General features: G+C 37.9%; 11 protein-coding genes. 4 read left to right on the top strand and 7 right to left on the bottom strand.

From position 1 onward, the window contains the following. Window positions 1-25 precede the first annotated feature (25 nt). Window positions 26-1,258, bottom strand: a complete 1,233-nt coding sequence (serA, locus tag F933_RS07210) for a phosphoglycerate dehydrogenase (RefSeq protein WP_005052134.1) — start codon at window positions 1,256-1,258, stop codon at window positions 26-28. Between the two features lie 359 nt (window positions 1,259-1,617). Here serA and F933_RS07205 point away from each other — a divergent pair, with 359 nt between their 5' ends. Together F933_RS07205 and F933_RS07195 are read left to right on the top strand one after the other, a co-directional pair. Further along, window positions 1,618-3,027, top strand: a complete 1,410-nt coding sequence (locus F933_RS07205; protein ID WP_005059862.1) for an FAD-binding oxidoreductase — start codon at window positions 1,618-1,620, stop codon at window positions 3,025-3,027. A 488-nt stretch (window positions 3,028-3,515) separates the two neighbouring features. Beyond that, window positions 3,516-4,280: a nucleotidyltransferase domain-containing protein gene (locus F933_RS07195; RefSeq protein WP_005059857.1), complete on the top strand. Its 765-nt coding sequence runs from the start codon at window positions 3,516-3,518 to the stop codon at window positions 4,278-4,280. A 259-nt stretch (window positions 4,281-4,539) separates the two neighbouring features. Here F933_RS07195 and F933_RS07190 read toward each other — a convergent pair whose 3' ends face one another. The 3 genes from F933_RS07190 to F933_RS07180 form a co-directional block, all read right to left on the bottom strand. Next, window positions 4,540-4,854: a putative quinol monooxygenase gene (locus F933_RS07190; RefSeq protein WP_004951648.1), complete on the bottom strand. Its 315-nt coding sequence runs from the start codon at window positions 4,852-4,854 to the stop codon at window positions 4,540-4,542. A gap of 12 nt (window positions 4,855-4,866) precedes the next feature. Next, window positions 4,867-5,457, bottom strand: coding sequence for an NAD(P)H-dependent oxidoreductase (locus F933_RS07185; protein WP_005059846.1), 591 nt, complete (start codon window positions 5,455-5,457; stop codon window positions 4,867-4,869). Between the two features lie 108 nt (window positions 5,458-5,565). Next, window positions 5,566-6,438 carry a DUF4349 domain-containing protein gene (locus F933_RS07180; protein ID WP_005059843.1) on the bottom strand — a complete coding sequence of 291 codons (873 nt, stop codon included), beginning with the start codon at window positions 6,436-6,438 and terminating at the stop codon, window positions 5,566-5,568. A 182-nt stretch (window positions 6,439-6,620) separates the two neighbouring features. Here F933_RS07180 and F933_RS07175 point away from each other — a divergent pair, with 182 nt between their 5' ends. Further along, window positions 6,621-6,992 carry a hypothetical protein gene (locus tag F933_RS07175; RefSeq protein WP_005059841.1) on the top strand — a complete coding sequence of 124 codons (372 nt, stop codon included), beginning with the start codon at window positions 6,621-6,623 and terminating at the stop codon, window positions 6,990-6,992. A gap of 363 nt (window positions 6,993-7,355) precedes the next feature. Continuing rightward, a complete protein-coding gene (craA, locus tag F933_RS07170) occupies window positions 7,356-8,591 on the top strand; it encodes a chloramphenicol efflux MFS transporter CraA (RefSeq protein WP_167539084.1) in 1,236 nt (411 codons plus the stop codon). A gap of 20 nt (window positions 8,592-8,611) precedes the next feature. On the opposite strand, the gene yccS is transcribed toward craA, so the two are convergent. The 3 genes from yccS to F933_RS07155 form a co-directional block, all read right to left on the bottom strand. After that, complete coding sequence (yccS, locus tag F933_RS07165; RefSeq protein WP_034710588.1) at window positions 8,612-10,762, bottom strand: YccS family putative transporter; 2,151 nt, start codon at window positions 10,760-10,762, stop codon at window positions 8,612-8,614. Between the two features lie 228 nt (window positions 10,763-10,990). Then, the gene (sodC, locus tag F933_RS07160) at window positions 10,991-11,572 is read right to left on the bottom strand and encodes a superoxide dismutase family protein (RefSeq protein WP_005059833.1); all 582 of its coding nucleotides are present in this window, start codon (window positions 11,570-11,572) and stop codon (window positions 10,991-10,993) included. A 106-nt stretch (window positions 11,573-11,678) separates the two neighbouring features. After that, window positions 11,679-12,773, bottom strand: a complete 1,095-nt coding sequence (locus F933_RS07155) for an AI-2E family transporter (RefSeq protein ID WP_034710925.1) — start codon at window positions 12,771-12,773, stop codon at window positions 11,679-11,681. Window positions 12,774-12,851 lie beyond the last annotated feature (78 nt).

Genomic DNA, 12,851 nt, shown 5'->3' with positions numbered 1-12,851 from the left:
TTTTAGATTGTTCTGAATTATATAATTAGAACAATACGCGAACTCGGATTGTACCTTCAACATGGTTCAAGGTATCCAAAGCTTCTTGAGATGCAGATGCATCCACATCCATCACTAAGTAACCGATATCACCTTTAGTCATCAATGATTGACCAGAGATGTTGATGCCTTGTTCAGCGAATAATGTATTGATCTTAGACAATACACCCGGTACGTTTTTGTGAATGTGCAGTAAACGATGCTGACCATCAGAAAGTGGTAACGCGATTTCTGGGAAGTTCACCGCTGAAAGCGTCATACCTTTATCTGAATACGCAACGAATTTTTCAGCAACTTCTAAACCAATGTTTGCTTGCGCTTCCATCGTAGAACCACCTACGTGCGGTGTTAAAATCACGTTGTCTAAGCCACGAAGTGGAGAAACGAATTCTTCACCATTGGCTTTTGGCTCTTTCGGGAATACGTCAACCGCTGCGCCAGCAATGTGACCAGATTTAATCGCATCTGCTAAATCTTCAATAATCACACATGTACCGCGTGCAGCATTAATGAAGATCGAACCCTCTTTCATTTTCGCGAATTGTTCTTTTTTGAAGAAATTACGAGTAGAAGGAACATCTGGAACGTGGAGAGAAACCACATCCGCAGTTGCTAAAAGTTCGTCTAATGAACCGACTTGACGTGCATTACCTAAAGGTAATTTAGTTACCGCATCGTAATAGCAAACTTTCATACCCAAGCTTTCAGCTAAAACTGAAAGTTGTGAACCAATTGAACCGTAGCCAATAATACCTAAAGTCTTACCACGCGTTTCAAAAGAACCAACAGCCGATTTGTTCCAACCACCTGCATGTGTATCTTTTGATTTTTCAGGTACACGACGAAGTAATAAAATTGCTTCAGCAAGAACCAATTCTGCTACAGAACGTGTATTTGAATAAGGCGCGTTAAAAACTGGGATACCACGAGACATCGCCGCTTTTAAATCGACTTGGTTAGTACCGATACAGAAACAACCAACTGCAATCAATTTATTCGCTGCTTCAAAGATTTCTTCAGTCAATTGAGTACGCGAACGAATACCAATAAAGTGCGCATCTTTGACTGCTTCTTTCAAAGCTTCGCCTTCAAGCGCAGTTTTGTGATAATCGATGTTGGTATAACCCGCCGCATTTAAGGTATCGATGGCATTTTGATGCACACCTTCTAACAAAAGGAAACGGATTTTATCTTTCGGTAGTGATAGATGTTGGCTCATTACGGCTCCGCTACAAAGGCCAAAATTTAGTTGCGGTATCATAGCATACAGCTTTGAGTTATAGATATTTCGTTTAAAATTAGCTCAGCAGAATTGTTGATATTTTTTCAGTTATTGCTGAATTTTATTGCTTATAGGGCTTCGGAAAATGAAGTATCTTGCATCCGATGCTTTATCCCTCGTGTGCTTACATGTAAAATAAACAAATACGATAATCAAGCTTGAGCATGATCAAGTTTGGTGTGTTCGCCAGCGTTTCTATATTTTGGATATTTCGATGTCGATATTACTAAGGGATTGAAAAATATTATGTTGTTATCCAAAAGCTCAATATCTACTTCTTGCTAGGCCTGTAAACGATGAATGCTTCAGTCGATTTGACACCTGAGTTATTAACCCAATTAACCGCAATTGTGGGTGAAAGCCGTATTAAAACCGATGCTGACAGTTTAGAAAATTGGGGACGAGATCATACTAAACATTTTGATCCGAACCCATCAGTCATCGTTTTCCCTTCAAGCACTGAACAAGTGCAGTCGATTGTAAAACTTGCCAATCAATTCAATGTTGCGATTACGCCATCGGGTGGTCGTACAGGTTTATCGGCTGGTGCTGTGGCGAATAATGGCGAAATCGTAATTAGTTTCGACAAGATGAATCAGATCTTGGAGTTTTTGCCAGCCGATCGTATGGTTCGCGTTCAAGCAGGTGTGGTGACTGAACAATTGCAAAATTATGCCGAACAACAAGGCATGTATTACCCAGTTGATTTTGCATCGACAGGTTCTAGTCAGATTGGTGGGAATATCGGAACCAATGCAGGCGGTATTAAAGTGATCAAATACGGCATGACACGTAACTGGGTGCTTGGCTTAACGGTTGTGACGGGTAAAGGCGACATTTTACGTTTAAACAAAGGCATGATTAAAAATGCGACGGGTTATGCATTGCAGCATTTGTTTATCGGTGGTGAAGGCACATTAGGTTTAGTGACAGAAGCTGAGATTAAACTTGAGCGTCAACCACAAAACTTACAAGTCATGGTATTGGGTACGCCTGACTTTGAAGCGGTGATGCCTGTATTACATGCTTTCCAAAAAGAAATCGACTTAACTGCATTCGAGTTCTTTGGTGAAGTGGCAATGCAAAAAGTCTTGAATCGTGGGCATGTACAACGTCCATTTGAAACAACTTGCCCATTCTATGTGTTACTCGAATTTGAAGCGCCGTATGAGCCGATCATGGACAAAGCAATGCAGATTTTTGAGCATTGTATGGAACAAGGTTGGGTGATTGATGGTGTAATGAGCCAAAGCTTAGAACAAGCGCAGAGCTTATGGCGTTTACGTGAAGATATTTCGGAATCTATTGCGCCGTATATTCCTTATAAGAATGATATTTCAGTTTTAATTACGCATGTGCCAGCGTTTATCTCAGAAATTGATGCGATCGTTGCAAACAACTATCCAGACTTTGAAATCTGCTGGTTCGGTCATATTGGTGATGGTAACTTGCACTTAAATATTTTAAAACCTGAAAACTTAACTAAAGACGAATTCTTTGCGAAGTGTCAGGTGGTGAATAAATATGTGTTTGAGACTGTGAAAAAATATGATGGTTCGATCTCTGCCGAACATGGTGTGGGGATGACTAAAAAGCCATATTTAGAATATTCACGTTCGCCTGAAGAAATTGAATATATGAAAGCATTGAAATTGGCGTTTGATCCGAACGGAATTATGAACCCAGGAAAATTATTTGATCTTTAATGCTTGATTAGGTAAAAGAATTTCTGCTAAAAGCGTATCGTAAGATGCGCTTTTTTATAAAACCAATATGAAAACTCAAGCCTATATTTATCTAGATAGTGATCAAGTATATGGAGACTATATTGATCATTTTTATAATGAACATAATGTAAAGTGTCTGCGTATTATGTTGAGAGTAAAAATTGGAAATCTATTTTACTCCTGTTCATTTATATTCAAAGATTTCTCTTCATGGATATTAGGAGAGCTTATTCATTGTGAAATAAATTTTCTTTGTTATGACGGAGAATTAAATTTCTTTAAGAATTACGAGCTTCATAACTTAAAAAATGAGCGGATAGGACTTATCTATTTTACTGATGTGTTATAGGTTAACTTAGCTATTAAATTAGAAATACTATTTTTTATTCGACAAATTAAGGGTAGAGAATCAAATTCATAGGTTATAAATAATAAAATTCTCGTTTAATCGAATCTTAGAGAGAAATATGAACATCCATCACGAAATTGAAAAACTATTTCAACAACGCCAAGACCTTCCATTGTTTTATATTGAAAGTGGTAGTCGTTTATGGGGTATGGCTAGCCCTGACAGCGACTATGATGTACGTGGTTTTCATTTGCCGAGTAAAGACCAATATTTTGATTATAAAAAGTACCGTGATTTAATCGAAATCATGGATGGTGATTTTGACTTCGTTTCTTATGATCTCGACAAAATGTTTGGCTTATTGGCAAAAAGTAACCCAACAGTATTGGAATGGGTCAGAGCACATATTGTATATTTTAATGCTTTTCCAGAATGGCAAACTTTTCGTGATGGATTACTTGAGCGAATCGACTATAGTGCGCTATATCACCACTACTTATCGCTGGCGAAAGGTGGCATGAAAGTGATGCAAACCGCAGATAATTTTACTTATAAAAAAGTATTTTATTCGATTCGTGGTTTGATGTCGGCAGAGTTAGCAACCCAAGAAGTAATGCCTGAATTATTGATCACTGATTTATTTGCACAAGTTGATTCAAATGATCCATTACGTCATTGGGCAGAAGATTATTTGGAAATTAAGAAACAGCAGAAAGAAAAAGCCCAACTTCCTGAAGTGGAACAAGAAGCGATTCTGAATTTATTGGAAACCAAAATTGAGCAATTAGCTGCTAGAGAAATGCAAAAAGCTGATCGTCGAGAGGGCTTAGAATGTTATTTAACAGAATATAGCCGACATTTGAAGCAGTATTATTATCAGTAAAATCATTTGCTTATATTTTTCTTTGTCTTGACGGAGTCGTATTGTGTTCTCATTCATATTCAAGATTAGCCTTCGGCTGGAGTTACTTTGGTTTTGCCCAAAGTAACCAAAGGCATTGTCATCTGCAAAACCTGTTCACTTCTTGTATTAATTAAAATTTATCGCAGAAACAGTATCTTCTTGAAATCACGCAGGTTGCAGATGACATTACCGAGTATCATATATTTTATGAGGATTTGATAAATAACCAATCTTTGTTCTAAATCCCATTTTCCAAAATACGCACTTTCACATCAGACACATGCGCTTTGGTCGCTTCAAAATGCTTCAGCATATGTGCCGTTTGCATATGTGCTTCAAGGTGAGCGGTACTTTCCCATTGTTCTAACATCACAATGCTATTTTCATCTTGCGTCTGCATCGCAATCGCTGGTAGATGATCAATCAATGGGGCATAACCGTGACAACCTTCTTCTGCCAATACAGTTGGAATGATTTTTTGGAAAGCATCTAAGACTGCTTGGCGGTGTTCTGCACCTGCATGTGTCTGAATTTCTGCAATAATTGTCAACATAGGATTTCTCTCTTAATGGGCAGTCGCAAAATGCTGATCTAAATGAGCTTTATAATCTTCGATATAGCTTGGGACATTTGGCATTTTGATTACATCATTCACGATAAATGTAGGTAATGATTCCATACCCAAGAATTGATTGGCTTTATGGAAAGCTAAATACACGCCATCTACACCCACGCCGTGAAAGAATTGATCTGGATCAGTGAACGCTTCCATTGGTGCATTCCATGTGAGCGACAACATGTATTTTTTACCTTGAATCAAACCACCTGAACCATACTTTTTAGAAGCATCAGAACGGCTACGTCCATCACTGGCATAGAGTGAACCATGACCAATTGTAAAGATATCATCAATGTATTTTTTCATTGTCCATGGTGCACCCATCCACCAACCTGGCATTTGATAGATCACCACATCTGCCCATAGATATTTTTCAATTTCAGCTTGAATATCATAGTCACTGTCGGTACGTGTTACTTGTACTGTATGACCTAAGGCTTTTAAATGCGATTCTGAAAAGTCTGTCAAGGTGTCATTCAATTCACCATTTGAATGAGCGAATTGTTTTGCGCCATTAATGATTAAAATATTGCTCATAAAATTAAACTCAAAAATAGATTTCTAAAACTTGAGTGCATTTTAGAGAATCTATTCATGAGTAAAAATGCGTAAATAAGCAAAATACTATTGATCAAAAATCAATAATTAGCAGTTTTGTTTTCTAGATTTATAGGCTTTACGAATAAACCAAACTGCAATAATCACAAGGAAAAATGCCCAGAATTGAAGCAACCATATGATGGATTCTTTAAAATACGATAGTCCAACTTTGAAGGCTTGAGCGATTCGAGTGAGTAATGGGTCACTGTCTAATGTTGCAATGCGATGAATATTTAAGTCTTGGCTTTTACGAACTTTAGGCTGTTGGAAAAACTCTAAACGAATGGTGCTATATGCTAGACGATCTTTCACTTCCATATCAGTCAGTTGTTGCAGTTGATTATTGACTGTATTTGATGCGCTATTACTTTGATTTGCGGTATTGAGTTTTTCTTCTAATAGCTTTAACTCATAGCGTTTTGCTTCATAACTCTGCGTATTAAAATTCAACATTAAAGGCAGCATATTGTTTAAGAAACTTGTGACCTGAGCATTTGGAATACGTACCGTCAGTTGTACTGTTGGTATGATTTTTTCATAAATATCCACCGTACCATCAATGCGATCATGTTGAGAACGGTCACTCACTTGATAATCAATTTGCTTATTTTCAATATAGCCGTTGTATTGCAATAACTGCTGTTCAAGTGTAGATGTGGTTTTCAATACATCCTTTACTTCAAAGCGTAATTCAGCACTTTTAATCAATTGACGATTTTGTTCGAGTGCACTTTGTTGTGTGCTCAAAAGCTGTTCAGGGTTTTTCGCTGCATTTGCTTGAATTGATTCATTATTGGGTGTCGCGCTTTCCGCTGCTACAGATGCATCGCTTGCCATGCCTTCTTCTTTTTTTGAACAGCCGACAATCGCAGTACTTAATATTAAAATAAACGTTAGTTTATTTGCTAAATCTGACATGAGTTCATGCTCAATATGTAGTGGTATAAATGTTTTAAAATTTGTGCTTTGGGTTACTTATGATGCTGGTCAAATGATTGATAAATACAACAAATCTCACATAAGTCCCATACATTTTATTGCTTTGAAATTCAATTTTGCATAGTAGCATAGTTGCATGTTGTAAATAGGAAAGGTACAAAATGCATAAACTTTGGATGATTTTAGGATGCGGACTTGTTTTAACGGCGTGTAATCAGCCTGTTGCTCAGTCACAACAACAAGCTGCTGTGCAAAAAAGTACAGCGATGCATGTGGTATTACTTGATCAACCGAATTTATTTCATGATGAAACTAATCTGAAAATTGATCAACAATTTAATAGCGCTGAAAATCCTACTGATGCTGAGATTACCGTTGAACAAGCGCAGTTAGATGATTCTGTCGCTGCCATTCGCACTGAATATCAGTTGAAGCGTGATCAAGAGATTTGGAAAGTAGTAAATAAAAAACAAAGTTATCAATGCGCAAGAGGGGAAAATACCAATACTTTTCAGTTTGAATTGTGCTCTTAAAGCTGAGCTATAATTTTTTTCTGAATAAAACTCAGACAAAAATGTGGATAACTTTTGGGTTATTCACATATCCATACAATTGATTTGCTTTGCTTAAATTGCGGTCATTTTTAAAAAGTGCTAAAGTTGCGCTTGGCAATTTTGCCAATAGGTAAAACTTTTTACCAATCTCACGTAAATAAATTGTTTTCTAAATACACCTTGTGAATACGGTGTTTTCACACTTTTACATGCGCTCTCACTGCATGGAAATCAAAATTTAATTTAAATCAAAACCATAAAATGATGTGGTGCAGAATCTATTTCCTTTTTTTCAGGAAAATAGACGGCACACGAATTGGTTATTTTTGTGAATAAAACATGATGACGAATAATCAAAGCATGACGTTAAACCGTATAACGCTCATGTTTCCATTGGCTTTAGTGCTATTTGAGTTTTCAGTTTATATCGGTAATGACTTGATTCAGCCAGCGATGTTGGCGATCACAGAGCAATTTGCAGTCAGCGCAACGTGGGCGCCATCTTCAATGTCATTTTATTTATTGGGTGGTGCCAGTGTCGCTTGGTTACTGGGGCCACTTTCAGATCGGCTTGGACGTAAAAAAGTCTTATTGGCTGGTGTCGCTTTTTTTACGATTTGCTGTTTGTTGATTTTATTGACCCATAATATTCAACAATTCCTGACCTTGCGCTTCTTGCAAGGTATTGGTCTAAGTGTGATCTCAGCCGTTGGATATGCGGCAATTCAAGAAACTTTTGAAGAGCGTGATGCCATTAAAGTCATGGCATTGATGGCAAATATTTCCTTGCTTGCGCCTTTGCTTGGACCTGTATTAGGCGCGTTCCTGATTGATTATGTGTCATGGCACTGGGGCTTTGTAGCGATTGCTTTTATTTCTTTTCTCAGTTGGTTCGGCTTAAATAAATTTATGCCAGCCTCGCAAGAAAGTCGTAAACAAGCGAAACAACCCTTTGGTTATATTTGGGATGATTTCAAACAAGTCTTTAGTAATCGCCAGTTTTTAGGTTTAAGTGTTGCATTACCGATTGTAGGAATGCCACTGATGCTGTGGATTGCTTTGTCACCGATTATCCTCGTAGATGAGCTAAAACTGAGTAGTGTGCAATATGGCTTGGCGCAGTTTCCTGTGTTTTTTGGTTTGATTATAGGCAATATCGTTCTGATCAAAATTATGGATCGTTATGCACTTGGTAAAACCATTTTAATGGGTTTGCCGATTATGCTAGTAGGTACTTTATTTTTGATGCTTGGCGTGATTTGGCAAACCTATTTAGTACCTTGTTTGCTGATCGGTATGACATTAATCAGTTTTGGTGAGGGAATTAGTTTTTCAGTGATTTATCGTTTTGCATTGATGTCTTCTGAAGTATCGAAAGGAACGGTCGCAGCTGCGGTTTCAATATTGATGATGGTGAGCTTCTTCTCAATTATTGAAGTGGTTCGTCTGCTATATACCTATTTTCATATTTGGGCATTTGTATTGACGAGTTTTGCCCTGATAGCTTTTTGGTTTGGCATACCTCGAATGGTACTTAAACAATATATGCAAACAAGGCTGCAACAAGGCATTCATTAACTCGCGTTATACTAAACTCACTACTTAATTTCTAGTTCAAGTAGTTTATTTTTTAACATCACCAATTCGGGCAGAGTCTCAAGCAATAGCGTCATTTGTTTTAACAATAGTTGCTGTTGTTCTGAGACTTGAGCCATTGAATTTAAACGATCAATTTCGTTAAACATCTCTTCGATGTGCTTTTCTGGAAGTGCTTGTCTTTCGATCAATGTTTGATTAAGTAATATTTCACTCTGGTCTAATAGCTTCAAAATATCTTGATCTTGAATTTGTTCGCGTTGATGACCCAGCGCGGATACATAACTCAACTGACTATGACTATAGACCAAATAGCGAAATGCATAGTGAATGAGTTCTTGGTTTGGTTCAGGTTCTGTACTCAGACTAGAAATCATATTAGATAATTCAATCTGAGCATTATGGGCGGCGCGACGAGCTTTTCGATACTCAAGATCGTTGGAGCGACCTTGATGATATTGCTGGACGACTGCATGCAAATAATTGAGCGTTGCTTGACTGCTTTTGATGATATTTTCAGGAATATTTCGGAAATTCCAATCTGGCCATATGAAGTTAACCGCTAGCCAAGCGATTGCACAGCCGATTAACGTATCGATGATACGCGGCAAAATAATACTGAAACCTGCGCCTTTTAAATTGAAAATTAACAACACCATCAGCGTTGCCATCACTGTTGCGAGGGCATACTTTTTTTGACGCAAATAGAAAAAATACACCCCGCAAATTACGGTAATGACCAATTGTCCTTCGATACTAGGTACAAAATAAAGAACGGGTACACCTAAAAGTACACCTAACAACGTGCCAATGGTTCTAAGTTTTAAGCGGCTTTTGGTGGCAAAGTAAGTGATCTGACAAACGAATAAACTGGTCAATAAAATCCAATAGCCATTTTTAGCAAAAGGCATCAAGGACACGGCATAACCTACGGCAAACACAATAGCTAAGCGAATTGCGTGACGAAATAATGCCGACTGAGGACTTAGATGCTGTTTTAGTTTTAACAATAAATCCTGAAAGCCCTGAATATCCTCATCCAGTAAATTGAGATGAGCTTGTTGATGTTGTGTTGATCTTATTTCGATGTTTTGTTGAAATTGCAGTTGAGCAAATTGTTCATGAATACTTTTTAAGTTATTCAGAATCAGTTCTAGGTTTTTAACTTCAAGATTATGTGGATGTTGAGCAATCCAGTCTTGCATGGATGCTTCTAATTGAGCAAGCGCAGCATCAGCGAGTGGGCTATTTTGATAAGTACTTTTATGCAGCAAAGCCTGACTCAGTTTTTTGCAGGCAGTTGCTTGTAGAAACATATTTTTTTGAATACGAAAAATTAAATCGCTACGGCTAAAGTTTTGATGGATTTTTTCATAGTGCAAATAATTAGAGGTGACTTGTTCATGAATATCTTGCGCAAAATAATATAAGTTTAGCCAATAGATGCTGCTGTTATTGATGCGGGATGATTTAAGCCGAGAAAGTAAGGATTGTTTTGCTTGATTTAGACTATTCACCACTTGGGCATTTTTTTGTGAGAGTTCAAACAACAGTGCTTCAACATTGTCGACATTATCAGGATCAAACAGTTTGGCTTTGCTCTGTAGCAGCTCACCCATTTCTTTGAAAATCGTTGAAATCTTCTCCTGCAAGGGTAGAGTTGGTCGAATCATAAAAAATAAGATCGAGGTCAATCCGTACCAAACAGCACCGATAACAAAATAACTGGGTTGCTGATACCAATTGGCATATTCACCTAGACCAAACATGGTGTAAATCGAAAGGAGAATCGTACCAAATGAAATCGTCGCATAACGTTGACCTAAAGCACCCATGAGAATCAGTGCTGCACTGGACAGGCTAAGGTAAACGATAAACCAAAATTTATAAGGTGCTAAAAATTCTAAAATGGTGCTAACAGTAAAGAACAGCACACAGACATAGACCAAATTGCGTAGCCGAATACTCAGACGATCATCGAAGTCTGTAAGGGCAGCCGCGATTGCGCCTAACGTGACAGGAATAATGAATTGACCGAGTCCCAATCCATGCAACACCAATGTGGTGCCTGTCAACACAATCAAAATTTGTAGGCAATACAATAGAATGGAGTTCGATCGAACTCGATTGAAAAGATGATAAAGACTATTCACGATTGTATTACTTCAACGAGTGTTTTAATCATCATATAGCCTTATAGTGTAGGTAAAATGATGTGCTGATCAAGATATTGAGCCAATTTTCGAAACCATTTCTGTTGATTTTTCACTTAATAAAACTAAGCAAGATTCGTGCTCATCATCTATTTATATTCATTACTATAGATAAATTAATTGAATAAAGTCATAAATTGTGGATATCTTTTGAGATACCCACACTCTTTATTTGATTACACCGCAGGCAATTCTTTCCCCACCGCCACCGAGTGGTTTCGGTGTGTCTGAATAATTATCTCCACCTGCATGAATCATAATTGCACGTCCCTGAATATCTGATAGTTTTAATCGAGGTGCAATAACAGCTTGAGTCGCAAAACCTTTTTCATTGACAGTGAGTGCAGGTAAGTCACCTAAATGACCATTTTTTGGTGTGCCGTGATGGGCAATATTGTCAGGATTGTAATGACCGCCCGCTGCCAGTGCTGCGCCCATTTTTCCATCTTTCATTGCAGCTTCACATGATGGTTTCTCGTGAATATGAAAACCATGTTCACCCGATGAAAGTTTCCATAAAGCAGGGGTGATAATCAGTCCATTTGGACTATCTTGGAAGGATACTGTGCCAATCGAAGCACCTATACCATCGGCGCTAACCAGATAGATCGGGATTAAATATTTATGATCGGAGCTAGTAGGCTGTTTCTGAATTTTCGCGGCATTATTGTCGAGAGGAATAGATGAGCATGCACTGATACTCATCATGATTGTGGAAAGAATCGAACACCGTTTGAAGCTTGAAAGCATTGCGAATTATCCTTATCTATTGTCTTTATCTATTCGATTCAAGCAAAGAATGTGATAACTCGCAAGTCAGATTCATCAACAGATGATAAGTGGTATCGACTAAGCTTTATTTTGTTTCTATTGGTGCTTCGATTTCAGCAACAGGTTCGGGAATGTTTTCATGTAACCATTCACGCCAGATTGCCAATAAAATCGCCAAAATGACTGGACCAATAAACAGACCGACTAAACCAAAACTGGCAATACCACCCAATACACCAAACATAATCAAAATGAATGGAATTTGCGTTGCACCTGAGATGACTAAAGGACGAATCACGTTATCCGAACTACTCACGATTAGTAATCCCCAAACGATAACACCAATAGCTTCTACGGTTTGTCCTTGAGCAAATAGCCACAGGCCAACACCTAGATATGAGATTGGTGTGCCAAAAGGGATCAATGCCAAAATAAAGGTGACAATGGTGAGTAGCATTGGGTTAGGAACACCCGCAACAAAATAACTTAAACCAGCCAATATAGCTTGAGCAACCGCAGTTAAACCCACCCCATAAACCACAGCACGTGTTGTTTCAGAAATCGTATCAAGATAATGATGGACACGAGGACCGATCACCATTTCTAAAGCACGACTGACTTGCGCCAAAATCAGTTGCCCATCACGATAAAAAAAGAACAACGTCATGATGGCAAAAGTAAGTTTCACCAAATTACGGCTAATTTCGCTTAAGACAAAACGACCATAACTAAGATGTCCTTGAATCCACTCAGCAACATTTTTTGCAATGCTATTCGGGTCTGCACTTAACTCATTGACGGTACGACTGATGTCTTTACCGATAATAGGGAGATTTTTAATAAAGTCAGGCACTTGGATGTGACCTGAGAATAATTGTTTTTGTAAATTGAAATATAAATTCCGACCTTCGAGTTGTAGCATAAAAATAGCACAAACAAAGGGAATACCGATCACCAGAATGACTAAGGTAATCATGATTGTTGCATTTAAAGTCGGGCGATTTTCACCAAAAAAACGACGTTGTACCCATAGATATACAGGCCAAGTCATATAGGCAATAATAGCTGCCCAAAGAACAGGCACAATGAAGTATTTGAGAATACTAAATCCCAAAAACATTAAAACAAAAAACAGTCCAAACAATAAAACGCGTTGTAAAGTTGGAGCGTATTGTTGCACCATAGTTTTCTCTAGTGCCAAAAAATAATTGAAAACATATTAACTGAAAAACACGTTCAGTGAAATTTTCACCATACG

Origin of the sequence: Acinetobacter beijerinckii CIP 110307, assembly GCF_000369005.1 — a bacterium.
Classification (GTDB): Bacteria; Pseudomonadota; Gammaproteobacteria; order Pseudomonadales; family Moraxellaceae; genus Acinetobacter; species Acinetobacter beijerinckii.
Note: the sequence above shows the minus strand (reverse complement) of the source record. Positions and strands in the feature narration are given on the sequence as shown.